This window comes from Streptomyces sp. NPDC048191, assembly GCF_040652655.1.
GTDB lineage: Bacteria > Actinomycetota > Actinomycetes > Streptomycetales > Streptomycetaceae > Streptomyces.
On the sequence record NZ_JBEZMO010000049.1, the window covers coordinates 1 to 23,225 of the forward strand.

At 70.2% G+C, this 23,225-nt stretch carries 25 protein-coding genes and 5 pseudogenes; 18 read left to right on the forward strand and 12 right to left on the reverse strand.

The genetic code is table 11. From position 1 onward, the window contains the following. Window positions 1–292: pseudogene (locus AB0D93_RS39460) on the reverse strand (hypothetical protein); the annotation flags it as partial. 30 nt (window positions 293–322) lie between these two features. Here AB0D93_RS39460 and AB0D93_RS39465 point away from each other — a divergent pair. Then, window positions 323–457 (forward strand): hypothetical protein, encoded by a 135-nt coding sequence (locus tag AB0D93_RS39465; protein WP_362130906.1) that lies wholly within the window; start codon window positions 323–325, stop codon window positions 455–457. 102 nt (window positions 458–559) lie between these two features. On the opposite strand, the gene AB0D93_RS39470 is transcribed toward AB0D93_RS39465, so the two are convergent. Beyond that, entirely contained in the window at window positions 560–1,456 is an 897-nt protein-coding gene (locus AB0D93_RS39470; RefSeq protein ID WP_362130909.1) for a LysR family transcriptional regulator, read from the reverse strand. 161 nt (window positions 1,457–1,617) lie between these two features. On the opposite strand from AB0D93_RS39470, the gene AB0D93_RS39475 reads away from it, so the two are divergent. The 4 genes and pseudogenes from AB0D93_RS39475 to AB0D93_RS39490 all read left to right on the forward strand — a co-directional run. Beyond that, window positions 1,618–2,490, forward strand: coding sequence for an NAD(P)H-binding protein (locus tag AB0D93_RS39475; protein ID WP_362130912.1), 873 nt, complete (start codon window positions 1,618–1,620; stop codon window positions 2,488–2,490). 29 nt (window positions 2,491–2,519) lie between these two features. Then, entirely contained in the window at window positions 2,520–3,122 is a 603-nt protein-coding gene (locus AB0D93_RS39480; RefSeq protein WP_362130915.1) for a UbiX family flavin prenyltransferase, read from the forward strand. Beyond that, on the forward strand, window positions 3,097–4,602 hold the full coding sequence (locus AB0D93_RS39485) for a UbiD family decarboxylase (protein ID WP_362130917.1): 1,506 nt from the start codon (window positions 3,097–3,099) through the stop codon (window positions 4,600–4,602). Before AB0D93_RS39480 ends, AB0D93_RS39485 begins: the two co-directional genes overlap by 26 nt. A gap of 117 nt (window positions 4,603–4,719) precedes the next feature. Further along, window positions 4,720–4,887: pseudogene (locus AB0D93_RS39490) on the forward strand (ISL3 family transposase); the annotation flags it as partial. On the opposite strand, the gene AB0D93_RS39495 reads toward AB0D93_RS39490, so the two are convergent. Next, window positions 4,888–6,081, reverse strand: coding sequence for a relaxase domain-containing protein (locus tag AB0D93_RS39495; RefSeq protein WP_362130919.1), 1,194 nt, complete (start codon window positions 6,079–6,081; stop codon window positions 4,888–4,890). On the opposite strand from AB0D93_RS39495, the pseudogene AB0D93_RS39500 reads away from it, so the two are divergent. The 4 genes and pseudogenes from AB0D93_RS39500 to AB0D93_RS39515 form a co-directional block, all read left to right on the forward strand. Then, window positions 6,028–6,293 (forward strand): annotated as a pseudogene (locus AB0D93_RS39500) (IS5/IS1182 family transposase); the annotation flags it as partial. The gene AB0D93_RS39495 and the pseudogene AB0D93_RS39500 sit on opposite strands and share 54 nt — an antisense overlap. Window positions 6,294–6,436: 143 nt before the next feature. Then, window positions 6,437–6,799 (forward strand): MarR family transcriptional regulator, encoded by a 363-nt coding sequence (locus tag AB0D93_RS39505; protein WP_362131024.1) that lies wholly within the window; start codon window positions 6,437–6,439, stop codon window positions 6,797–6,799. Next, window positions 6,796–8,229 (forward strand): MFS transporter, encoded by a 1,434-nt coding sequence (locus AB0D93_RS39510; RefSeq protein ID WP_362130922.1) that lies wholly within the window; start codon window positions 6,796–6,798, stop codon window positions 8,227–8,229. Before AB0D93_RS39505 ends, AB0D93_RS39510 begins: the two co-directional genes overlap by 4 nt. Before the next feature lie 33 nt (window positions 8,230–8,262). After that, window positions 8,263–8,555, forward strand: a pseudogene (locus AB0D93_RS39515) (DUF1330 domain-containing protein). A gap of 200 nt (window positions 8,556–8,755) precedes the next feature. Here AB0D93_RS39515 and AB0D93_RS39520 read toward each other — a convergent pair. After that, complete coding sequence (locus AB0D93_RS39520; RefSeq protein ID WP_362130925.1) at window positions 8,756–9,694, reverse strand: AraC family transcriptional regulator; 939 nt, start codon at window positions 9,692–9,694, stop codon at window positions 8,756–8,758. A gap of 106 nt (window positions 9,695–9,800) precedes the next feature. Here AB0D93_RS39520 and AB0D93_RS39525 point away from each other — a divergent pair, with 106 nt between their 5' ends. Next, window positions 9,801–10,829, forward strand: coding sequence for an aldo/keto reductase (locus tag AB0D93_RS39525; RefSeq protein WP_362130928.1), 1,029 nt, complete (start codon window positions 9,801–9,803; stop codon window positions 10,827–10,829). 443 nt (window positions 10,830–11,272) lie between these two features. Here the strand turns inward: AB0D93_RS39525 and AB0D93_RS39530 are convergent, their stop codons facing one another. Beyond that, window positions 11,273–11,614 carry a helix-turn-helix domain-containing protein gene (locus AB0D93_RS39530; protein ID WP_362130931.1) on the reverse strand — a complete coding sequence of 114 codons (342 nt, stop codon included), beginning with the start codon at window positions 11,612–11,614 and terminating at the stop codon, window positions 11,273–11,275. 26 nt (window positions 11,615–11,640) lie between these two features. Between AB0D93_RS39530 and AB0D93_RS39535 the strand changes: the two genes are divergently transcribed. Next, window positions 11,641–11,961 (forward strand): hypothetical protein, encoded by a 321-nt coding sequence (locus tag AB0D93_RS39535; protein ID WP_362130934.1) that lies wholly within the window; start codon window positions 11,641–11,643, stop codon window positions 11,959–11,961. A gap of 446 nt (window positions 11,962–12,407) precedes the next feature. Here the strand turns inward: AB0D93_RS39535 and AB0D93_RS39540 are convergent, their stop codons facing one another. Together AB0D93_RS39540 and AB0D93_RS39545 are read right to left on the reverse strand one after the other, a co-directional pair. Next, window positions 12,408–13,148, reverse strand: a complete 741-nt coding sequence (locus AB0D93_RS39540) for an alpha/beta hydrolase (protein WP_362130936.1) — start codon at window positions 13,146–13,148, stop codon at window positions 12,408–12,410. A 323-nt stretch (window positions 13,149–13,471) separates the two neighbouring features. Beyond that, window positions 13,472–13,687 carry a DUF6417 family protein gene (locus AB0D93_RS39545; RefSeq protein ID WP_362130939.1) on the reverse strand — a complete coding sequence of 72 codons (216 nt, stop codon included), beginning with the start codon at window positions 13,685–13,687 and terminating at the stop codon, window positions 13,472–13,474. Window positions 13,688–14,579: 892 nt separating this feature from the next. Between AB0D93_RS39545 and AB0D93_RS39550 the strand changes: the two genes are divergently transcribed. From AB0D93_RS39550 to AB0D93_RS39570, 5 genes are all read left to right on the forward strand, one after another. After that, entirely contained in the window at window positions 14,580–16,049 is a 1,470-nt protein-coding gene (locus tag AB0D93_RS39550; protein WP_362130941.1) for an ATP-binding protein, read from the forward strand. A gap of 74 nt (window positions 16,050–16,123) precedes the next feature. Continuing rightward, window positions 16,124–16,516, forward strand: a complete 393-nt coding sequence (locus AB0D93_RS39555) for a roadblock/LC7 domain-containing protein (RefSeq protein WP_362130944.1) — start codon at window positions 16,124–16,126, stop codon at window positions 16,514–16,516. Further along, a complete protein-coding gene (locus AB0D93_RS39560) occupies window positions 16,516–16,905 on the forward strand; it encodes a DUF742 domain-containing protein (RefSeq protein WP_362131027.1) in 390 nt (129 codons plus the stop codon). The genes AB0D93_RS39555 and AB0D93_RS39560 overlap by 1 nt, the downstream gene beginning before the upstream one ends. After that, a complete protein-coding gene (locus AB0D93_RS39565) occupies window positions 16,883–17,506 on the forward strand; it encodes an ATP/GTP-binding protein (RefSeq protein WP_362130947.1) in 624 nt (207 codons plus the stop codon). The genes AB0D93_RS39560 and AB0D93_RS39565 overlap by 23 nt, the downstream gene beginning before the upstream one ends. Further along, window positions 17,469–18,083: a GAF domain-containing protein gene (locus tag AB0D93_RS39570; RefSeq protein WP_362130949.1), complete on the forward strand. Its 615-nt coding sequence runs from the start codon at window positions 17,469–17,471 to the stop codon at window positions 18,081–18,083. The genes AB0D93_RS39565 and AB0D93_RS39570 overlap by 38 nt, the downstream gene beginning before the upstream one ends. A 16-nt stretch (window positions 18,084–18,099) precedes the next feature. On the opposite strand, the pseudogene AB0D93_RS39575 reads toward AB0D93_RS39570, so the two are convergent. Next, a pseudogene (locus tag AB0D93_RS39575) lies at window positions 18,100–18,221 on the reverse strand (IS110 family transposase); the annotation flags it as partial. 701 nt (window positions 18,222–18,922) lie between these two features. Between AB0D93_RS39575 and AB0D93_RS39580 the strand changes: the two are divergent. After that, window positions 18,923–19,204, forward strand: coding sequence for a hypothetical protein (locus tag AB0D93_RS39580; RefSeq protein WP_362130952.1), 282 nt, complete (start codon window positions 18,923–18,925; stop codon window positions 19,202–19,204). 103 nt (window positions 19,205–19,307) lie between these two features. Here the strand turns inward: AB0D93_RS39580 and AB0D93_RS39585 are convergent, their stop codons facing one another. From AB0D93_RS39585 to AB0D93_RS39600, 4 genes are all read right to left on the reverse strand, one after another. Next, entirely contained in the window at window positions 19,308–19,871 is a 564-nt protein-coding gene (locus tag AB0D93_RS39585; protein WP_362130956.1) for a dihydrofolate reductase family protein, read from the reverse strand. Window positions 19,872–19,911: 40 nt separating this feature from the next. Next, entirely contained in the window at window positions 19,912–20,475 is a 564-nt protein-coding gene (locus AB0D93_RS39590) for a GNAT family N-acetyltransferase (RefSeq protein ID WP_362130959.1), read from the reverse strand. Between the two features lie 213 nt (window positions 20,476–20,688). Then, on the reverse strand, window positions 20,689–21,435 hold the full coding sequence (locus tag AB0D93_RS39595) for an aminoglycoside phosphotransferase family protein (protein WP_362130962.1): 747 nt from the start codon (window positions 21,433–21,435) through the stop codon (window positions 20,689–20,691). A 253-nt stretch (window positions 21,436–21,688) separates the two neighbouring features. Then, a complete protein-coding gene (locus AB0D93_RS39600) occupies window positions 21,689–22,348 on the reverse strand; it encodes a ricin-type beta-trefoil lectin domain protein (protein ID WP_362130965.1) in 660 nt (219 codons plus the stop codon). Window positions 22,349–22,834: 486 nt separating this feature from the next. On the opposite strand from AB0D93_RS39600, the gene AB0D93_RS39605 reads away from it, so the two are divergent. Beyond that, on the forward strand, window positions 22,835–23,209 hold the full coding sequence (locus tag AB0D93_RS39605) for a hypothetical protein (protein WP_362130968.1): 375 nt from the start codon (window positions 22,835–22,837) through the stop codon (window positions 23,207–23,209). Window positions 23,210–23,225: the final 16 nt, after the last annotated feature.

Genomic DNA, 23,225 nt, shown 5'->3' on the forward strand with positions numbered 1-23,225 from the left:
CAGCCATCCCCGACGAGGAGATCCACGCCACCAGGGCATCACTACGGCGCCTGCTGACCGAACTCGACCGCCACGAAGGCGAAACAGGCAAGCGCCGGAGAGACACCCCGGCGAGGAGGGTGCGAAGGTCGATGACGCGGTAGCCGTGGGCGGCGATCGCGTCGAGGATCCGTGGCAATGCCTCCGCGTCGATCACCTCGCCCTGGCCCTCGGTCGTACCGATGTGCACCTGCACGATCGCCCCTGGGCACAGGGCGTCCAGCGCCCTGCGCACCGCACGGTCCACGCTCATGCCGCCCTCGTTATCTCCCACCATCTGACGGTGCTGCGCGAGGCCGTGTTGGCCGACTCCGAGTGGCGCGCCACCTGGGTCTGCTACCGAGTGCTCCCCGAGGCCGTGGCCAAGCTTTCCGCCCAGCTGCAGACCCCAGCCGTGCCGGTGAGGGCCTCCGCGTGAGCGCCCGTTTTCTGCAGGCGCCGGAGAAGGCAGCCAAGGTCGTGCTGCTGCTCGGCTGGTAACGCGCCCTGGACGTCGCGGAGAACCCGGCGACCCGGCTCCTCACCCGGTCCAGCCGGAGACCATCTGCGTGCCCAGCGCCGTGAAGGCGCGTAACTTGGCGGTTTCCGCGTCCGCACGCCACACCAGCGCGCCGCTGGCCGGGGGTAGGCCGGTCAACGTACGGTGGATCACTCCGGGGTGCGCGTAAGTCTGGAAGAGCCCCTGGTGAGTGGTCCACACGCGTTCCCCGGTGGCGACCCGGTGCAGCGCCTCCTGGTAGGTGCGGCCGCCCGGACCGCGCCGCAGGGGCTGGCCCAGCGGGGTGAAGGGCGGGCAGAAGCCGTGCCGCAGGGCCTCGGGCAGTTCGGCGGGGCCGTCGAGCAGCACCCAGTCCGCCAGGTCCTCGATATCTACCGAGTCCCGCCGCGCCAGCAGGTGGTCGCGGGCCACGGCCAGCACGCGGCCATGAGACACCAGGACCGTCCCCACCTTCAGGTCCGGTTCGTCCAGTGGCAGCAGGGTGAACACGACGTCCATCTCGCCTTTGCGCAGTGGTCCGTACGGGTCGGTCCAGGGCACTTCCGCAACCGTGATCTCGCAGGCCGGGTGCCGGCGGCCGAAGTCGAGCATCAGCTCGGTCAGCGGCGGCCCGTTGAGGCAGCCGAGGAAGCCGACGCAGAGCGTGCCGGTCACGCCCTGGGCGATCGCGCACGCCTCGTCGTAGCTCTTTCTGAGATTTGTGTAGGCCGCGCCGAGGGTGTGCCGGGTGTGCTCACCCAGCGGGGTCAGGGCGACTCGGCGGCTGGTGCGGGTGAACAGCGGTGCGCCGATCCGGCGTTCCAGCGACCGGATCAGCTGGCTGACCCGGGACTGGGACAGCAGCAACCGCTCGGCGGTACGGCCGAAGTGCAGTTCCTCCGACAGCGTGAGGAAGGCCTCTATCTCCGTCAGGTCCACTCCACTGCCCCCTGATCAATGAGTGTGGCTGATGGATTGTGTACCGATTCTGCCTTGTTCCATCAACTCCCGGCTGAGATCGTCTGGTTGGCGCGGGCGGCTGGATCGGTCCCCCGCGGTGTTCGAGGCACCACTGCGGCAGTCGACTCAGGGGGAAATGAATGATCGTCGTCACCGGAGCGGCCGGGACCGTCGGATCGGACGTCGTCGCCCTCCTGCGGGCGCAGGGCGCTCACGTCCGGGCGCTGGTGCGGGCAGGCTCGGCGGTACCGGCCGGATGGGACGCCGGTGTGGAGGTGATGGCCGCCGATTTCACCGACCCGGCCTCGCTGGACGTGGCCCTGGCCGACGCCGACGTCGTCTATCTGCTGGTCGCGGTCCACCCGGAGATGGACGCGCACGAACGGAACGTGATCGACGCCGCCGCACGCACCGGGCGGCACCCGCGGATCGTGCTGCACGCCGCCGCCGGGGTCGGGCAGCATGGCGAGGGCGTGCGGTTCCTCACCGCGCACACCGCCGGGTTCGCGCACCTGGGCGCGTCCGGGCTCCCTTGGACGGTGCTGGCGCCGAACGGTTTCTTCCAGAACTTCCTGGGCATGGCCGAGGCGGTGCGCAGCGGCCGGCTGGCGCTGCCGGCCGGAACGGGCTCGGTGTCCTACGTCGACACGCGGGACGTCGCGCAGGCCGCGGTCACGGTGCTGACCGGCGACGGCCACGACGGCGCCTTCTACACGCTGACCGGCCCGGCCGCGCTGACGCACGCCGAGATCGCCGGGGTGCTCGGCCAGGCGGCCGGCCACCCGGTGACGTACGAGGCGGCGGACCCGCAAGCGGCTCTGGCCGGGCTGCTCGCCGGCGGGTGGGATCCCTGGCGGGCGCAGGGCATGGTCGAGCTGTACGGGCTGTACGCGGCCGACGGCGCGTCGGCCGTCACGACGGACGTGGAGAAGCTGACCGGCCGACCGGCGCGGTCGTTCGCCGCCTTCGCGGCCGAACACGCGGCCGCCTGGCAGAGCGGGGCGGACCACTGAACAGCCAGACAGGCCGGCCGCGTCGTGTGGTGGTGGGCATCAGCGGCGCGACCGGCATCGCCTACGGCGTTCGCGTGCTGGAACTGGCCCGCAAGGCGGGTGTGGAGACGCACCTGGTCGTGACCCCTGCGGGCCAGCGGACGAGGGCGTACGAGACGGATCTGAGCGCCCGTGACCTGGCTGCCCTCGCAGACGTCAGCCACCGGCCCGCCGACATCGGGGCGGCGATCGCCTCGGGCTCCTTCCCCGCCGACGGGATGATCGTGGCGCCCTGCTCCGTGCGCACCCTGTCCGCGATCGCCTTCGCGGGCGGCGACAACCTGCTCACCCGCGCCGCGGACGTGACGCTGAAGGAACGCCGCCGCCTGGTCCTGATGGTCCGCGAGACCCCGTTGACCCTCACCCATCTGCGCGCCATGACCGCGGTGACCGAGGCCGGCGGGATCGTCATGCCTCCGGTACCCGCGTTCTACCTGCGGCCCGGCACGGTCGAGGACATCATCGACCACACCGTCGGCCGCGCCCTTGACCTGCTGGGCATCGAGGTGTCCGAGCTTGCGCGCTGGGACGGCGGTGCCGCCCGGCGACCGAACGACGAGGAATCCCATGAACCATCTGCGCAGCCTGCGTGAGTTCATCGCGGAGCTGGACGCGATCGGCGAGATCAACGAGATCGACGCCGAGGTCGACTGGAACCTGGAGATCGGCGCGATCGTCCGCCGCTCCTACGACCTCAAGGCCCCCGCCCCGCTGTTCAACACGATCACCGGCTACACCGGCACCGGCCTCCGGGTGCTCGGCGCGCCCGGCGGCCTGTCCGGGCCCCGGCACCGGCTCGCCCGGATCGCCCTCGCACTCGGCCTGCCCGCCGAAACCTCCGGCAGAGACATCATGGAGGCCGTGGTCGCCGCCCGCGCCCGCCCCGGCATCCCGCCGATCCAGGTCCCGGCAGCCAAAGCCCCCTGCAAGGAGAACGTCCTGCTCGGCGACGCCATCGACCTGTTCGCCTTCCCGACCCCGCTGATCCACGGCAACGACGGCGGACGGTACATCCAGACCTACGGCATGAACATCGCCCGCACGCCCGACGGTTCCTGGACGAACTGGTCCATCAATCGCATGATGATCGCCGGCAAGAACCGGCTCGCCTGCCTCATCCCCGGACCCCAGCACCTCGGCATCATCCGCGCCCAATGGGCCGAGCGCGGCGAGCCGATGCCGATCGCACTCGCACTCGGGGTCGAGCCGGCACTGCCGTATGCGGGCGCGATGCCGCTGCCGGAAGGAGCGGACGAAAGCCACTTCGTCGGGGCCCTGTTCGGCGAAGGCATCGCGGTCGTCCCCGCGGAGACCGTGGACCTGTCCGTGCCGGCCACCGCCGAGATCGTCATCGAAGGACACATCGCCTTCGACGAGACGGCCGACGAAGGCCCCATGAACGAGTACCCCGGATACAACAGCTTCGAGGCCTCCCCCAAGCCGGTCTTCCACGTCAGCGCGATCACCCACCGGCACGGGGCGATCCTCCCGGTCGTCGCGGCCGGACCGCCGGTCGAGGAGGACCACACCGGCACCGGCACCATGCATGCAGCCGAGATCCTCTACCAACTCCGCAAGGCCGGCCTGCCGGCAGCCTCCGCCTGGTTCTCCTACGAGTCCGCCCTGCACTGGCTGATCGTCTCCGTGACCCCCGACTGGCACGAAACGCTCGCCACGTCCTCCCCCGAACTCGCCCGCCGGGTCGGCGACATCGTCTTCACCGGCAAGGCCGGCTTCGGTGTCCCCAAGGTACTGCTCGTCGAGGACGACATCGACATCACCGACGTCAACGACGTCGTCTGGGCCTTCGCCACTCGCACCCACCCCGAACGCGGCGAAGTCCACTTCCCCGCCAAACCCACCGCCGCACTCTCCGTCTACCTCACCGAGGAAGAACAGCACACCTACCGCGCCGGTAAGGTCGTCCACAACTGCCTGCTCGCCGACCGCTTCCCCAAGGACCAGCGCCCGGTCAAAGGCAGCTTCACCAACGGCTGGCCGGCCCACATCCGCGAGCGCATCCTGGCGAACTGGACCACCTCGTACGGCTACCCGGAGCGGCCGGGAGAGTAGGGATGGGTGTGTCCAGCGAACGGGTCTGGCCCGTAGTCGGTGGTGACGCCGAGTGGCCGTCCACGATTATGATCTTGCGGTAGACGTCAACTCCCTTGTGGGAACGGTGTTTCCGGGCTGTCGGCGCTGGTCGTTGAGCATGTGGCGGACGGCGGTGATGCGGTGGTGGTCGCGGCCCGCACTCGGGATGTGGCGGTGCCGTGTCCGGTGTGCGGGACGCCGGCGGCAAAGGTGCACGCCTATCACCGCCGGACGGTGGGGGACGCGCCGGTCGACGGCCGCCGGTCAGGGAGTGTCGCCACACCAGTCCCAGCGGGTCGGGTCGCCGGGGCGCGGGTCCTCGGGTGCAAGCAGCTGCTCGGGCATCGCCGCCTGCTGATGCGCGACGACGTCGAATACCCGGCCCCGCGCGGCAGTGGAGCGCAGCTTCTCGCGGACCGCAGCGCCGGCGAGGGCGGCCCGTTCGTACTGCAACGGCACGCGGGCTATCTCCCACTCCCCCAGCTCCAGGCCCGGAGGCCGGGGTGCGGCGAGTGCACTCGGGTCGGCCGGTGGCTGACGGTCGGGGGCGGTGGTGGGCGGGCGCCGGCGGTCGGAGGTGAGGTCGGCCAGTGACCAGCGGGCGGTGTACAGGCGGTAGGCGGGCATCAGGCCGCGCAGCGTCTTCGGCTCGCTGATGTCCACGCAGTACGTGGCGAGCGCGGCGTCCACGATGTGCTCGTCCAGGCCCGGCTCGCGGCGGCGGCCGCGCAGGACGAGAGCGAGGTGACGGCGGGCCTCGGCGAGCAGATGCCGGCGGTGGAACCGGCCGCCGCTGTTCATCACGAACACCGTCGCGGCGACGTCGACGGCCGCCACGGCGACATCGACCACGGCGGCGACCCGGGCCCGGATCGCTGCCGCTGCGGCACGGGCGTGCTCGAGGAGGGAGTTGATGACGTCGGCGACCACCCCGGAGGTGCGGAGCGCGCTCGCCTTCCACCATGCGCGCAGCTGGGCGAACGGGCAGGCCTGCTGCTTCGGCGGGCGCGCCGTCTTCGCGGCGATCCGGTTCAGCTTGGCGCGAGCCCGCTCGGTGACCACGGGCAGGAACCGCGGCTCGCCGTCATCGACGGCGGTGACGTACTCGTGCTCCAGGCCCTCAAGGCAGGCGGCGATCTGGTCGCTGCGCCGGGAGGTCCAGCGGATCAGCTCGTGCGGCACCCCAGCGATCTCCATGACCGGGCGGCGCCCGGCGGTGACGGTGCGCGGCTCGGAGGCCAGCCCCAGCGCCTCGCACGCCTCGGCCATCACCAGCTCGTTGTAGAGCGCGGAGGCGGCCACCGCGTGCTCGTACAGGACCTCGGAGTGCACCGAGCCCCACTTGCCATCAGGGCGCTGGGCTTTGACGGACTGAGCGGTTGGTGCCGGACGAGTTGTGGACCACCGCTGTCCCTGGGCGTCTCCGGCGCCAACATGTACGACAGCCTCGGCCTGCAACCACTCACGCGCGGCGTCCCACCGGTCCGATCCGGACGTGGCCCACGTCGCCGTCGCCCGGTCAAGCTCCACGCCGACAAGGGATACGACTGCGACCACCTGCGCCGTCGGCTGAGCGAGAGAGGTATCCGCCGTCGCATCGGCCGCAAGGGCATCACGTGTTCCGCACGACTGGCCGCCACCGCTGGGTCGTTGAAGCGACGGCCTCCTGGTCGACCATTTCCATAAACTGTGAATATAAAAGTGTTATGCTTCGAGCATGAGTCGTCACGACACCGCTCCTGGCGCGTCCGCCGCCATCGGGGCAGCCCTCTACGGCCTGGCCACCAGGGCCGCGAGACGCCTGCCCCGTGACATGAGCCTGACGTCCGCCGCCACCCTGGCCACCCTGGACCGGACCGGCCCGCGACGCATCACCGATCTGGCCGCGGTCGAGGGGGTCACCCAGCCCGCGATGACCGCCCTGGTCCGGGTGATGGAGGAGTCCGGTCTGGTCGAGCGGCGGGGCGACGCGTCCGACAAGCGGGTCACGCTGGTGTGCCTGACCGAGGCCGGCGCCTCCTATGTCCGGACGCGGCACCAGGCGGGCGTCCACGCGTTCGAGCGGTTGATCGGCGAGCTCACCGGCGACGAGGTCGAGGCGCTGGTGGCGGCCCTTCCGGCGCTGAAGCATCTGGCCGAGCTCGAAAGCCAGGACCGCGAAGGGCCGAAGCAGTGACCGGGCAGCCGGCCGACGGGGTCGCGGCGAAGGCGTTCCCGGCGGCGCCGTCCGAGGCGCGACTGCTGGTCCCCGCCCTGATGTTCATCGCTCTGGTCGTGGCGGCGGTCGCCAGCCTCGGGACGCCGCTCATCACCAGCGTGGCGACCTCGTTCCACGTCTCGCTCGGCAGCGCGCAGTGGACGCTGACCGTCGCGCTGCTCAGCGGCGCCGTCGCCACGCCGGTCCTGGGCCGGCTCGGAGCCGGCCCGCACCGTCGGGCCACGATCCTCGCCACGCTGGCGGTCGTCGTCGCCGGCAGCGCGCTCACCGTGCTGCCGCTGCCGTTCGCGTGGCTGCTGGCCGGCAGGGCGGCCCAGGGCCTCGGGCTCGGGCTGACAGCACTGATGATGGGCGTGGCCCGGGACCACCTCCCCGAGGAGCGCAGCGCGGCCGTGATCGCCCTGATCTCGGTGGTCTCGATCATCGGGGCCGGCGTCGGCTACCCGCTGGCCGCACTGCTCGCCGAACTCGGCGGAGTACGGGCCGCCTACGGCCTCGGCCTGGTCGTCACCACCGCCGCCCTCCTGACCGCGTGGCGCTCCATTCCCGAAGCCCCCGAAGGCCGCTCCGCCCACGTGGACGTGGCAGGCGCGGTCGTCCTGGCCGCTGCGCTGCTCCTGGTGCTGTTCCTCGCCGGCGAACGGAACCTGTGGAGCCGACACCTGGCCGTGGCGGCGGGCCTCGCCGTCGGCGCGGTGGTGCTGCTCTGCGTCTGGGCCGTCATCGAGCTGCGCAGCACGACACCCCTGGTCGATGTGCGGGCGGTGCGGCACCCGGCGGTCGCCGGGGCGAACCTCGCCATGTTCGTCGGCGGGATCGGCATGTACCTCCTGCTCACGCTCATCACCCGGTACGCGCAGACGCCGCACGGCGCCGGCTACGGCTTCGGGCTGACGACCTTCGTCGCCGGGCTGGTCCTCATCCCGTTCTCGGTGCTGGGGTTCGTCGCCGGCAAGCTCACGCCGCGGGTCCGGACGCGGATCGCCGACCCCCTGCTCCTGGCCGGCAGCGCCGTCGTGGTCGGCGGCGGGTTCGCCCTGTTCGCGGCGGCCCGGTCGGACCTGGCCGAACTGTTCGCGGCGATGGGCGTGCTCGGCTTCGGGGTCGGCGGCTTCTCGGCCGCGATGCCCGGCGTCATCCTGGCCGTCACCCCCAAGAGCGAGACGTCGAGCGCCATGAGCTTCAACTACGTCGTCCGCAGCGTCGGGTACTCCCTGGGCAGCGCCCTCGGCGGCCTGATCCTCGCCGTGGGCACCGGCCCCGGCCGCCTCTTCCCCGACGACAGCGCCTACACCACCGCGGCGCTGGTCGGCATCGGCGCCATGGCGATCACGACGCTGACAAGCCTCGTTCTCGCCCGCCGACGCTCGTCCGAGACCAACCCGTAAGTCAGATGCACTCATCCCCACACTGGAGGTTCCATGCCCAAGGGCTACTGGGTCAGCGTCTACCGGACCATTTCAGATCCTGAGAAGCTGGCTGCTTACAACAAGCTGGCCCGTCTGGCCGTCGAGGCCGGGGGCGGTCGGGTCCTCGTTCGCGGCGGTCGGGTCGTGGCGCACGACGCCGGAATCGCCGAGCGCACCGTGCTGATCGAGTTCGACAGCTTCGAGCAGGCCGTCGCGGTGCGCGAGAGTGCGGCCTACCAGGAGGCGCTGGTCGTCCTCTCCACGGCGTCGAGCGCGACTTCCGCATCGTCGAGGGCATCGACTGACCGCGGTCCGGTCGGATCTTCACCCAAGGCGGAGACCACGTGCGCTCAGCAGAAGAAGGGTCCGTCGAAAGTAGAAGAGTCCGTCGAACCGCCACTGAGCAGACGGGGCGGCCTCTCGCCCACTGTGCGACATACCGCGAGTTCTCCTGAGCCCGGACAGGTACCCGAGGCGCGCCGGCTCCGTTCAGGGCTGATCTCCGTCACCGGCCCGTGATCGGAACGGCTTCCTGGCGCACGCGCGCCCGGTAGCGCTGCGGCGACTCCCCGACAACGCGCTTGAACGCCGTGCTGAACGCGCTCTCCGAGCCGTAGCCCAGCTCGGCGGCGAGCGCCGCGACGCGGGCGTCGCCGTTCCGCAGCGCGCGCTGGGCCAGCAGCATGCGCCACCGGCCCAGGTAGGTGAGCGGCGGTACACCGGCGGCCTCGCGGAACCGCTCCGCGAATGTGGTCCGGGACATCGATGCAGCGCGCGCCAACTCCTCCAACCCCCATGCGTGTTCGGGGCGGCCGTGGAGCAGGTCGACGGCGGGGCGCAGGCGCTCGTCGACGAGCAGGCGCAACCAGCCGGAGGGCAGGAGGGTCTGGTCGACGTAGCAGCGCAGCACCTCCAGCAGGAGCAGTTGGCCGTACTGCCGGATCGCGAAGGCCGAGCCGAGCCGGTCGCCGGTCGCCTCGTCGAAGAGCCGCAGCAGGGCGGCGAGCAGCCGGTCCCCGTCTGCGGCGGCGGAGGACCGGATGTGGGCCACCGGCGGAAGCGACTCCAGCAGGAGCGTCCGCCCGGCCTCGTTCACGCTGACGCAGCCGCCGATCACAACGTCGTCGACGGCAGGGTCCGAGCCCGCGAAGCGGGCGGTGGAGAAGTCCGACTCCGGCTGGACCTCGTGGCGCGGCGTCGCGCCGGCCTCGAAGGCCACCCACGAGCGCCCGGTGAGGATTGCCACGTCACCCGCCACGAGGTCGATCGGTTCGACGACGCCGTCGGTGGTGAGCCGGGCACGCCCGCTCACCATCGCGAAGAACTTGACCGGATCGGCAAGCGGGCCGCGGGCCCACCAACCGCCGCGGGCCGCGACGCCGCCGGTCAGCACGCTGCGCACCTCAACCACGTCGAGTGCCTCGGAGAGTCGGTCGGGATCCATGTCCGTACTCTCGCGCAAGAAATCTGGATTCACAAGTATTCATAGTCCGGCGAACGACAGACAGGCTGGTGTCAGCGACACAGCAGGAAGACCTGAAGGAGACACCATGCGCTACCGCAGCCTCGGCCGGACCGGGATCAAGGTCAGCCCCTACGCCCTCGGTGCGATGATGTTCGGTGCCCTTGGCAACCCCGACCACGACGACTGCGTCCGCATCATCCACCGGGCGCTCGACGCCGGCATCAATCTCGTCGACACCGCCGACATGTACGCGCACGGCGAGTCGGAGGAGATCGTCGGCCGGGCGCTGAAGGGACGGCGGACCGACGTCGTGCTCGCGACCAAGGCCCGGAACCCGATGAGCGACGAGCCGAACCACCAGGGCGCGTCCCGGCGCTGGCTGGTGCGCGCGCTGGAGGACTCACTGCGCCGCCTCGACACCGACTACGTGGACATCTACCAGATCCACCGCCCAGACCCCGACACGGACATCGAGGAGACCCTCGCGGCCCTCACCGATCTGCAACGGGCCGGCAAGATCCGCACCTTCGGCACGTCGGCCCTGCCGGCCTCCGACATCGTCCAGGCGCACTGGGTCGCCGAGCGGCGCGGGCTGGCCCGGCCGCGCACCGAGCAGCCGGTCTACTCGATCCTGAACCGGGGCATCGAGCGCGAGGTGCTCCCGGTGGCGCAAGGGTTCGGCATGGGCACCCTGGTCTGGTCGCCCCTCGGCGGCGGCCTGCTGACGGGGCGGTACCGCAAGGGCCAGGAGGCCGCGACACACCGGTCTAGGTACGGCTTCCGGCACCTCACGGACGACCGTCGGCTCGACGTAGTCGAGCAGCTCATCCCGCTGGCCGAGGAGGCCGGCCTGCCGCTCACGCATCTCGCGATGGGCTTCGTACTCGCCCACCCGGGCGTGACGTCCGCCCTCCTCGGACCGCGGACCATGGAGCACCTGGACGACCTGCTCAGGGGTGTCGACGTCACCCTCACCGACGACGTGCTGGACCGGATCGACGCGATCGTGCCGCCCGGCACCGACACCGGCACGCTGGACATGACCTACCAGCCGTCGGCCCTCCAGCGCCCCGAACTGCGCCGCCGGCCGGCCGCCGAGCGCGCGGCGGCATGACGTCGGCTCCGGCCGGAGCCCTGCCTGTGCCCGTGTCGCCCCATCTGGTGTGAGGCACAGCGAAAGCGTCACTACGAAGCGCGTCTGACCGTCAGTGGGGGTGCTTCCGGGAGTGCAGCGCACTGCTGCCCGTGCCGCTCCACCTATGAGCTGGTCGGGCCTCCCGACCGATCAGGCTGGCACGGGCGTGCTGTAACCAGAAGTGTCCCCGCCCGGCAGCGTGGCCCAGTGAAACCTTCCGGCGACGGCCCCACCAGGCCGCACCTGAAGGTCGGTCCGCCTTGGCGGGGCCCTCCGCTCAGCTACTGAGGTTTTCGCCCCAGGGTGACGTCATGGCGGCGTCGTGATCAGCCCGGTCTCGGCGATGAACCCGTCCAGCGTTGGCCCTCCGTCCAGCCGTGCGCGGCCGGTCCCTTTTCCAGCTCCGCCGCCAGCCGGGCCCGTCACTCGGGCTTCATCCGTGACGGACGCCCGGACGGCCCTTTGGACCGCAGGGCCTGTACACCGCCGCCCCGCTGGCGGGCATGCCATGTATAGGCGGGCTTCCGCGAGACGCGCAAACGCCGCGCGACCTGCGGCGGCGTCACCCCTTGCGTGAATAACTCGGCAGCTTCGAACCGCACTTGCTCCCGCCGGGCCCGCTGCTTCGCGGTCAGGCCACCCCCATCGGGTGCCGCATCCCCCAGAGATACACCCCTCAGCGAATTCACCGTCTCCCTGGGGCGAAACCTCAGTAGGGCTCGTGCCTCGTTGTCCTTGCGGCGTGAGAGGCTGCCCGGCGACACCAGGACATGGATGGAGAGCGGGCGGGATGGGTTTCGAGGGCGAAGTCTGGCGACTGATGCGGCAGGAGGATCTGCTCGGCGAGATCGTGATCGATGAGGCCGACTTTCCCTGGTTGAACGGTCGCTTCGTTCCCACGCCGACGTTCGGAGAGGTGAAGCCGTGGTTCGACGAGTCGCTGGCTCTGATGGAGGCGGAGGAGTACGAGCGGTTCGACGACTCCTACGACCGGATCGCGGACACCTTGTCGCTGGTGGCCCCGTCAGGCCCGGTCGCGGAGTTTCTTCTGCACATCAGCGACGGACGTGCGTGGTTCAGGTGGAGTGACGAACCATTCGATGAGGTCTGAGCCCGCCAGGTCATGGGGAATCGCGTGACCACAGCCCCTGGGGAGCGATTGCCCCTGCTTCCACGACCAGTTCTGCCCGACATTGCCGCGGCAGGGTTCGCCGACGCAGTCCCTTCGCCGTGATCGGCGAGTCGAGACCGCCGAAGAGGCTGTGGCCCTGGTGCTTGAACTCCTGCCCACCGACCGCGAGGCTGTCATCACCGCCTCGGCGGACGAGCACATGTGACGGTGTGTGGCCACGGCCGTCGAAATCGGCGCCCCGCGCCCTCTCCTTGAGGTGATTCACGAGCGGCCAGAGCCGTGTCCATGGCTTCGGGAAGCACGGGCCCCTGCGAGTTGGCAGGGGCCCGCGGCATGAACAGCAGAGGAGCGCCGTGGCCTGGCTTGGACGAGCAGAATCCTGGTCCACATGGCTTACCGTCTGCTGGTGGCCTGGCGGCCTGGCCTCACTTCAGGTGCCGGGTGAAGAACTCGGCCGCGGCCTCCCCCGCGAACTGCGGGACACCGGTGTGCCCGCCCATATTGGCGTGCAGGGACTTCTCCTGGGAGCCGAAGGCGTCGAACAGGTCCAGGGCCGCCTGCCGGTCGTTCCCTTCGTCGTCCCACTGCAGCAGGACGTGCAGCGGGATGGTGACCTGGCGAGCCTCCTCGAACATGGCGCGAGGCACGAAACTCCCCGCGAAGAAACCGGCGGCGACGATGCGCGGCTCGACCACCGCAAGGCGAACGCCGATGGAGATCACTCCCCCCGAGTACCCGACCGGGCCGCCGATCTCCGGGAGCGACAGGAGGGCGTCGAGGGCGGCCTGCCATTCCGGGACCGCCTTGTCGACGAGCGGGAGGACGAGAGCCTCGATCATCTCGTCGCTGACCGGCTCGCCGGCTTCCCTGGCTCGGCGCAGGTCGGCGCGTGCCTGCTCTGCGGCGGCCCAGCGGGGCCGTTCACCGCTGCCGGGAAGCTCGATGGTGGCCGCGGCGAAGCCGTCGGCCGCGGCCTGCCGGGCCCGCGCCGCAAGTCGGGGGTACATCTTGTGCAGCCCGAGCGGGGGGTGGCCGAGCAGGATCAGCGGCACCGGGGCGGACGCGGATGTGGGCGTCCACAGGATGCCGGGGATCTCGCCGAGGGTGAATTCGCGTTCGAGGACGCCGTCGTCGAGGCGCTGTTCGGAAGTGAAGTGAAGGGCCATGGTCGTGCCTTTCGGGAGTGCGCTTGAACGGCGCTCCCGGACGACCTATCGCCCGACCGTGACCCCGCAGGAGAGCACCCATGTCGATACGTTCACGGGTACCACCTCCTCGTTCTCTCGCACGGCCTCCGCGAAAGTAGCAGCGGCTGCCGTGGTCCGCCAATCGGTTTTTGCAGAGCTGATGGGGGCCTCGTCACGACTTCCCGAGGCGAGGCCCTGCGCCGGCTGGGCGCGCCGCGCTGTCGCTTCTAGGGAACAACGAGCAGGACGCGCAGACCGACGCCCCCAGCCTCATGTACTGGTGTTGTCGCCGGCCTCGGGGCTCAGCTCGGGTGATTCAGGCGCAGCGTGCCGGCGGGCCGGTCGGCGCGGAAGGCGACACCGTACTGTCGGCCGAACCGGTTGGCTTCCGCGACCGAGCCGCCCATGGCGCGCAGGTGGAAGGCATAGGCGACCGACTCGGTCTGCGCCGGCGTCAGGCACAACTGCCAGCGGTTGCCGGGCCGGTCGAAGCACGCCGTGCGCACCCGCTCCGCCAAACCCTCGGCCGCGGCACCCGCAGCCGCGTCTCCAGGCCCACGTAGACGCGCAGCGCCCCCATCTCCGCCGGCCGCAGCTCGACCAACTGCTCACCCTCGGCCGGACTTTGCTGTGGGGGCAGGGTGGGGACTGCGTCGGCGTACGTCAGAACGTCATGGCCGCACGCGGTGAGCCGAGCCGCCCACAGGATGGGCCGGCCCGCATGAGCGGACAGTTCCGCGCGGATCAATACATCCGCCAGCTCCACCAAGCCGTGTCCGACGGCGGTCTCCACCCCCCTGCTGATGATGCGGCCGCAGGTCACCGGAAGGCACCCAGCCCCACTCGGCTTCCCGCTCCAGGTCGCGCAGAACCCTCAGCGCCTCCAACCACGCCTTCCTGTCCCGCATGCAGCCCACCCCGCCCCTCGCGCGACCGGCACCCATGCGACGACGCTACGAGCCGCGCCCCGGCGACCGCGCCCGAACAGACGAAAGATCACCGACGCGTGCGGGCTCAGGGGGCACGGCCTGCACCAGCGGCCGTTTCCCGACGGACGCTCGACGGGCCACCTCGGCCGTCGTCCGGCAGGCGCAGTGGCGACGAGGGACGCCGACATCGACGGCACGGATGGCTCGTGGAGGCGTGGCGACTTTCTCGTGGAGGCGTGGCGATTGTCTCCCAGACTGCTGGTGACAGCCGTCGCCTGAGGACAACGGTTCGATTTCTGTACGCGCCAGGGGCTGACACCGAGGTCCTGGTGCGCGATAACGTGCGCGCTCGACCCGATCATCGTACTGTCCGGGGACTTTTATGCCTGATCCTTCCATTCCGCCGGACGACCGGCCGACGTCGCCCGCGCCCTCCCATGTGCCGGCCCAGTCGCGAGCCGGGTCCTTGAGGCGGCGTCTGGTGCTGTCATCCGTGCTGCCGCCGGGCGTGGTCGCCGTGACCGGTGCCGTGGCCACCGCGCTGGTCAGCGACGGCCACCTGGACCGGGCGGGCCAGGGCGCGGTGTTCGGCGGCGTGGTCCTCGTCGGCGCCATGGCGGCCGGGATCGCGGGCATACGGGCTGCGGCGGAGGCACGAGCAGTCACCGAGCACTGGGCGGAGCTGTCCCGCTCGGCCGACCGGAACCGTGCCGAGTTGGCTGAGCTCACCCGTGCTACAGCCGACGGCCGAACGGAACTGGAGTCGCTGTGCCGCCGGTTGCGGGCCGGGGAGCGCCCTGTGCGGCGTCGGCCGGAACTGCCGCCGCCGACCGGCCCGGACGAACTCTCCCGCCTCGGGTTCGAGATCGCTGCGGCCCGGCAGGAGGCGGAGGCAGCTCTGCTCGAGACCGCCGCCCGTGCGGTGGGTGTGGAACACGCCTCCCGGCTGGAGCAGTTCGAGGTGTTCGCCAACCTGGCGCGCCGCCTCGAATCGCTGGTGCACCGCGAGATCGGCCTGCTGGACACCCTGGAGAACGAGGTCGAGGACCCCGACCTGCTCAAGGGGCTGTTCCGGGTAGACCACCTGTCCACCCGGATCCGCCGCTACGCCGAGAACCTGGCCGTGCTCGGCGGCGCGAAGACACACCGCCAGTGGACCCGCCCCGTCGGCCTGACCGACGTGCTGCGTTCCGCCGTCGCCGAGATCGACCAGTACGCCCGGGTCAAGCTGGTCCCGCCCATCGAGGGAACGGTCAGCGGCCACGCCGTGGTCGACGTCGTCCATCTGCTGGCCGAGCTGCTGGAGAACGCGACGATCTTCTCGCCGCCCCAGACCACCGTGCACGTGCGGGTGGAGCCCGTCGCCGCGGGGGTGGCGATCGAGGTCGAGGACCGGGGCCTGGGCATGTCCCCGGCAGAGCGCAACCAGATGAACACCGTCTTGAGCGCACCCGACAAGGTCTCCGTCGGCGAGCTGCTGCAGGACGGCCGGATCGGCCTGTACGTGGTCTCCGTCCTGGCCCAGCGGCACGACGTCGCCGTGCAGTTGCTGAGCAACGTCTACGGCGGCACTCAGGCCGTCATGGTGCTGCCCAGCGCACTGCTCGGCCCTCAGCCGACAGCTCCCGCGCCCGCGCACCACACCGTCCCGACCCCTGACGCGGCAGTGCAGGACGCAGTGGAGGCCGAGGCGGAGGACCCCGGGGCGACCGAGATGGCCGTCGCTGGGGATCCGCGCGTATCCGAATCCGAACGCCAGCCCATCCCGGTGACCTCCGACAGCGAGGCCGACCGCCCGCAGCTGCCTCAGCGCCGCCGCCAGGACCGCCCCGCCGAACGGCCGCACCCGGTCCCCAGCGCCGGTACCTCCGAGGACATCGCACACGACCCGGGGCTGATGGCCGCATTCCAGACCGGACTGCGCAGGGCCGAGGAAGCGGAGACGCCCTGACAGCCATGCCGCCCTCAAGGCCCGGGGCCCCGTCCAGCAAGCTGTTTCCTTCCGTCGAAGAGGAGTACACGATCGTGGCGAGCGAAGACCTTTCCTGGCTGTTGACGGGTCTGGTGAACCGGGTGCCGCACGCACGAAGCGCCCTGTTGCTGTCCTCGGACGGGCTGGTGAAGGCAGCGGAGGGGCTCGACGAGGACGCCGCGGACCAGCTGGCCGCCCTCGCCAGCGGGCTGTACTCGTTGGCGCGCAGCGCGGGCCGGCACTTCGACGACGGCGGGGACGTACGACAGATCGTGACGGAGCTCAGCAGTTCGCTGCTGTTCGTCTCGGCCGCCGGGCACGGCGCGGTGCTGGCGGTGCTGGCCGGACGTGAGGCGGACGCGGCGGTGCTGGGCTACGAGATGGGGATGATGGTGAAGAGCGTGCGCCCGCACCTGGCCACGCCGCCCCGGCACCCGGTGGGATGATGGCGCCGGTCCTCCCGGACGGACCGCTGGTCAACGAAGCGGCCGGGCGGCTGATCCGTCCCTACACGGTGAGCGACGGCCGGACCAGAGCCACGTCCCACTTCACGCTGGTGACGATGGTGCGGGCCACTGGCGCCCAGACGGACGGTGCCTTCGGACTGGACCATGCGCAGGTGCTGGCGCTGTGCGAGCGGCCGGTGAGCGTCGCCGAGGTCGCGGCCCGGATGCAGGTGCCCGCCGCCGTGGTCAAGGTGCTGCTGTCCGATCTGGCCGAGGGAGGTGCGGTGGTCGCAGGAGATGCGCCACCGGCGTCCCCGGGCAGCCGCGACGCACAACCTGATCGGGACCTCCTGGAAGCGGTACGCGATGGCCTCCTCAAACGACTGTGACCTGCTGCCCGCCGAAGTCCTGCCGGTGGGGATCAAGGTGCTGATCGCCGGCGGGTTCGGCGTGGGCAAGACCACCCTCGTCAACGCGCTCAGCGAGATCGAGCCGCTGAGCACCGAGGAGATGCTGACGGCCGTCAGCGCCGCCACGGACCGGCTGGACGGAGTGGAGGACAAGGCCACGACCACGGTGGCGCTGGACTTCGGCCGGATCACGCTCAGTCCGTCCCATGTCCTGTACTTGTTCGGCACCCCCGGACAGGAGCGCTTCTGGTTCATGTGGGACGAACTCTCCGAGGGAGCGCTCGGGGCGGTGGTTCTCGCCGACACCCGCAGGCTGGACCACTCCTTTGCGGCGGTGGACTTCTTCGAGCGGCGTGGCATGCCCTTCGTCGTTGCCGTCAACGAGTTCGACGGCGCCCACCGCTACCGCGGGGAGGAGGTGCGGGCCGCGCTCGACCTCAGCCCAGAGGTGCCGGTGGTGTTGTGCGACGCCCGCGTCCAGAGCTCGGGCATCCGTGTGCTGCTCGAACTGATTCAGCATCTGCTCACGACAAGGAGTTCCCATGGCAGGGACACCGACCAACCCCTCATCCGGGCCTGAATCCGGGATCGCCCTGCGCCACCTGCTCCTCCCCCCGGAGGACCCACAGGTGCGTGCCCGCTCCGAGCGGCTGCGCGAGTTGGGCATCGACGCCCGTCCGGATGCGGAACTCGACGCCTTCGCACGGGAACTGGCCCACCATACCGGCGGCTGCTACGCCGGGGTCAACTTCTTCCTCGACGCCGACCGCCAGTACTTCGCAGGCTTGTACAGCGCCGCCCAGGACGGCACGGTCCACGTGGGACCGCCGTTGCTGGAGGACCCGGTGCCCGGCCGCGTCATGCCCCGCGACATCGACATGGGCATCTGCCCGCACGTGGTCAAGCGCCGCCGGGCGCTGGTGCTGGAGGACATCCGGGACTTCCCGCGGTTCGCCGGCAACCCGGTGGTCGACGCGATAGGCGTCCACTCCTACCTGGGCGCGCCGCTGATAGACAGCACCGGCGTGGTGCTCGGGACGATCTGCGTGGTCGACCAGGATCCACAGCCGTGGGGGCGCAAGGGGCTGGAAACCATCAAGGCGATGGCAGCCGAACTGGTGGAGCGGCTGGAGGAGTCGGCGCACCGTCGCAGCTGACCGGCGCAGTCGAGAGGACTCTGCGCAGACGAGGGCTGAAGTGTTTGGGCCGGTGCGGGTTCCCGGTCCGTCGTGCGGAGTCGCGGGGATCGGTCCGGCTGCCGGGGCCAGGTGGCCGGCATCGGCCTCGGCGTCCACGGGGAGGGGCGCGGTCTGTGCCTTGGTTCGGGAGTTGCACCGACGGCCGTACAGACGCGCAACCTGTACGGCAGTGGGTGCGGGAACCCCGGCCCCGGCTGCCCCACGTACTCAGTTCGTCGTGGACGTTGAGGACGACGCGCCTCGGGCCAGGCGCAGGGGTTTCCCGTGTCGCCGTACGGCCGGTAGCCGCCGCAGTTCGTGCAGCGGGATGCGGTGACGCTGGCCACGGGTTGGCGTCGCGGGTGATGTGGCCGTTCGTGACGACGACGGCGATGTCGGCGTGGTGGAGGGCTGTGGCGGTTGCGTTCACCGGGCCCACCACGTGGGAGCCGGCTCGGGCGGTGACCGTGGTGTGTTCTCGGCCTGCATGACCAGCGCCTGCGTCCACCCGGACCGAAACGCCGCCTTCCGCCGTCCCGCGCGGATGCCACCCCACGCCTCGTCAGCGCAGGTCAGGACGTGGGACTTCCCAAAAACGCGCCTTTTGACCGGCCGCCACTGTGAGCCGTGAGCACGGCTGTGGAGCATGAACCCAAGTGACGTCCCACGCAGGGACTCGATCCGAAGGGGGAAGCATGCGGAAGACGATCAGGCGATGTGCCGGTGCGGTAGGTGCACTCGGTGTCGCGGCCGCACTGATGGGTGCGACAGTTCCGGCTCAAGCAGCGGTGACGGCGCCTCATACGGCCCTCCAGCCGATGACCTACCGGTCCACCACCTTGTGGCTGCCGGACGGCAAGCGCACGGCGACGGTCTGGAGGACCTGGTACCGCAACTCGGACGGCCGCTACCACGGTCACTACGGCTTCACCGCGGCCAGCCATGGCGTTTCCGTCTACGTGGTCCTCTGGACCAGCGACAAGACCAAGTACCTGCCCACCGAGGGCAAGACGTATTCCTACTCCGACGAGTCCACGGTCCAGCTCTTCGCCTGCGACAACTCCTACCCCAACGACGAGGACTGCTCGTCCACCTGGTAGTGGACAAGGCCCGGCACCGGAAGGCTGAGCGCTCCGATCGGGGGGTCTCACAACCTGCCCTCCGGCTGGCCCGTTCGTCCCTGGGGAAGCGTGGACGAGCCGGTTAGCGCACCACGCGGTAGCGGAGGTAGACGGCTCCCGAGCTGAAGGTGCGGGTGTCGACGAGTTCGAGATCCACGCGGCGCTCGCGCTGGGGGAAGAACGGAATGCCACCGCCAACCAGCACCGGGTACACCCTGGCCCGGTACTCGTCGATCAGATCCAACGCTGCCGCTTCGGCGGCGAGAGTCGCGCCGCCGATGGCGATGTGACCCTTCCCCGGAGCGGCTCGCAGCCGCTCGATCTCCTCCGCCAGGCCGCCGCGGGCCAGCCGGGCATTGCCCTGGACCGCCGACAAGGTGGTGGAGAACACCACCTTGGGGAGCGACTTCCAGATCCCGGCGAACTCGAGCGTCGAGAATGCGAGCGACGGATTCTGGTCGGCTGTCTCCCAGTACAGCATCGTCTCGTACAGCCGTCGCCCCAACAGGTGGACGCCGACCTCTCGCACCTCGTCCGTGGCGAGGCGAAAGACCTCCTCGTCGGGCACCGTCCAGTTGAAGCCGCCGTCCGGCCCGACGATGTAGCCGTCAAGTGAGACGCTCATCGAATAGGTCACGCTGCGCATCAGAAGTCACCGGTACCCGTACCGGCGCGGCGCGTTGACGTCAATGCTGCTCCCATTGCTCCTTGGTGATCTCGTACCGCACGCCTCCCTGCTCGGAGCCCTCGACCATCTCCATGTCGGAGGGAGTGGGGATGGTGCGCGCGAGCATCATTTCGAGCTTTTCCATGATGTTGCGCGAACCGTGGTTCACGGACATCGTCTCAGCCCAGACCATGCGCACACCGAGCTCCGTGAACGCCTTGCCGAGCAAGGCCCGCGAGCCCTCGGTGGCATACCCCTTGCCCCAGGCCGCCCGCCGCAGACGGTAGCCGAGTTCGACTTCGTCCAGCGGTCCCTCCGGCTCGGGACGCAGAATGAACCAGCCGATGAACGCGCCGCCGTCCTTCTCGTGGGCGGCGAACAGGCCGAGGTCGCCGCCCCACTTCTGGTAACCGGCGAGGATGTTCGGCAGGTAGCGCTCGCGGACGAGCTCCGGCGCGGTCGGTTTGCCGCCGCTCAGGTAGCGCATCACCGCCGGGTCGCTGTCCAGCTCGATCAGCAGGTCCGCGTCATCGGCAGTGAAGCGGCGCAGGGTCAGGCGCTCGGTCTCCAGGTAGGCGTCCACTGGTCGATCATGCCTGAAGCAAGTCCGGGCAGCCCAACGGTTTTCCTCGACAACTCGGGGCTTTGCCATGACGTCGCAGGATGGAGAGACGGGTGCGGCCTGATGCCGTGCCTCTCCCCGTTGCCTGTCGCCCGTTGCCCGTTGCCCGTTGCCCGTTGCCCGTTGCCCGTTGCCTCGAAGGATCGGGACTCGCAGCGGTCGGGCCGCGCACCCTCACATGCGGGATCTCAGCACATCGACCTCACAGCCCGGCGCGGTCGGGTCGAAACCGTGCTCGATCAGCCAGCGAACCGCCAGCAGGCTTCGCAACGACCACCACGCGCGGATCACGTCAAGGTCGATGTCGCTGCCGTAGCCGGCGATGACGTCGTCGAGGTGCTCCTCGTGTCCGAGCGTGAAGGTGGCGAGGTCGTACAGGGCATCACCCTGGCCCGCCTCGGACCAGTCGATGATGCCCGTGACCTCGTCGCCGTCGAAGAAGACGTGCGCGATCTGCAGGTCGCCGTGCGTGAACGCCGGAGTCCACGGCCGGAGCGCGGCCTCGGCGACCTGGCGGTTGCGGGTGACCAGGTCGGCGGGCAGGACTCCGTTCGTCACGAGCAACTCGCACTCGTCGTCGAGTTCCGCCGCCAGCGCGACGATGCTCCGGCCGGCCCGGCCCGGCCGGGACGGCAGCGGCGCGTCGTGCAGCTTCCGGATGGCGGCGCCCGCCGCGGCCCACGCCGCCGGCGACCCGGTCGACGGCCCGCCGAGGCGCCCAAGCGTCGTCCCGGGGAGTGCGGCGATCGCGAGCACGGGGGGCTTGCGCCACAGGATCTCGGGGGTCGGCACCGGCGCGAGGGACATCGCCTCGACCTCGACGTCGATACGCGCCTGATCGGCGTCCACCTTCAGGAACACGTCGCCGACGCGCAGAGTCGCACGCTCGGAATGAGCGACGACGACTTTGACCTCATCCATGGGCGACCAGTATCCCGGGGATGATCGCCGGCGTCGCCGGGTTTGTCGCGTGCGATCGCGCGGCTGACCGCGTCCCAGATGTTCGTTGCACCTCCGAGGAGATCGGCGCCCGCATCGACCGGCGCGTTGTGATGCGGGCACCAGGCCCTCGACGCGGCGGAGTTGACGGCTACGACTCCCCCGGCCACGCCGTCGACACCTGCCCGGCCTCCGCGTCGACTCCGTCAAGGCGCTGCGTGGCCGATTCGTGCTGTCAGTGGATCGGCCGCGGCCGCAAACCTGGATCGGACACGCTCTGGAAGGCCCACGCCTGATTCCGGGCCCCAAAGTCATGACAACCCCAGGTCAGAAGGCGGGCCCCTGGGGAGGGTGCGGTCAGCATCGGGTTGTCTGCGTCGAGGCAGCTGAGAGCCCCGGTGGACCGCCTGATCCAGAAGAAGCCGGAAGGGTTGGGTTCGACCTCCCAGTACTGGTAGTTGTCCTCCTCATCACACTGGTCCAGCACCGCCGGAGGTCCATCGCGGTCGGAGCCCAGCTGTTTCAGGCACAATCTCGGGGTCCCGAGCTGTACTTCTGCCAGAGTCCTGTAAAGCTGGATCATGTAGACGCCGGAAGGGTATTTCACGAAGCGGAATATCTGGCTGTGCTGCTCCGTGTTCGGCTGGAGGCTGACACTGCGGCCGTTCACCGTTATGGCCAGGTCGGTGGTCCAGGCGCTCTTGATGATCCAGAGCTGGCCATGGCCACTCAGATCAGGCGGGTCATGGGGGTTCGAAAACGGCGGACAGCCGTTCGCGAATTGGGCGCAGGGATCGGCGCTGTCTGCGGAGGCTCTGACCGGCGACAGCCCGCAGGCCAAGGCTCCGACGGCACCGATGAGCACGAGGCTCAGGGTCCTGGCGATACGAGACATGGCGGGGGTCTTTTCTCTGAGCGACAGGAGAAAGGCTGACCGTTCCCGTTCCCGAGTCTTTCGTAGACACGGTCGGCTAGCCGCTTGTGTCTCCATTGCACCCTGGGCACCGCCGTCACGCCCCTCCAGCTCGGGGCTTCACTCCCGTCACTCACCGTGTACGGGCTCACGCACGCGAGGGTGGCCCGTCCGGCCAGGTCGTCAACGTCTACCCGGCCTCCTCGTCGGTGAGGGTGACGACCGCGCCCTGCGTGGGGCGGTCTGCGAAGCCAGACTAGCCCGAATGGGTGACCCCGCCCTCGGATACGTGGGATGCCTGTAGGCCTTTGCTGACACGACCGCGAGCCCTGCCCTGTATTCGAGGCAACACGCAGCGCGAGCCCCGGATGTGCGGACTGCGGCTCCCACACGTGTGCTGGAGACAGGGGCCGGTCTCTCCGGCTGCGCGGCAGGCCCCCCGGCTCAGCCACGCGAGAGGAGCACGGGATGCGGACGGCACGCCTTTTCCCTGCAGCAGCGGCTGCGGCTACGGCACTACTGGCCATCCCGAACACCACCGCGTACGCAGGAGACTTCGGCCTCCTGGAGGTCACACCGAACCCCGCCTATCCGGGCAGTACGGTCAACCTCAACAGCTCGGAATGCGGCAGCAACAGCTCGGCCATCGTCTATGCCCAGGTGCTCGACGCCGGGACGGTGCGTCTGACGTCCCGGGGCCAGACCCACCCGGAGGACGTCCAGGGCACACTGCGGATCCCGAACTCCGTCCCGCCGGCCTCCTATGCCCTGGGCGGGAAGTGCGCCAACGGCCGCAAGCTGGACGCCACCCTCGAAATCAAAACCCGGAACCGAATTCCGTGACACCACCCGCTTGGGG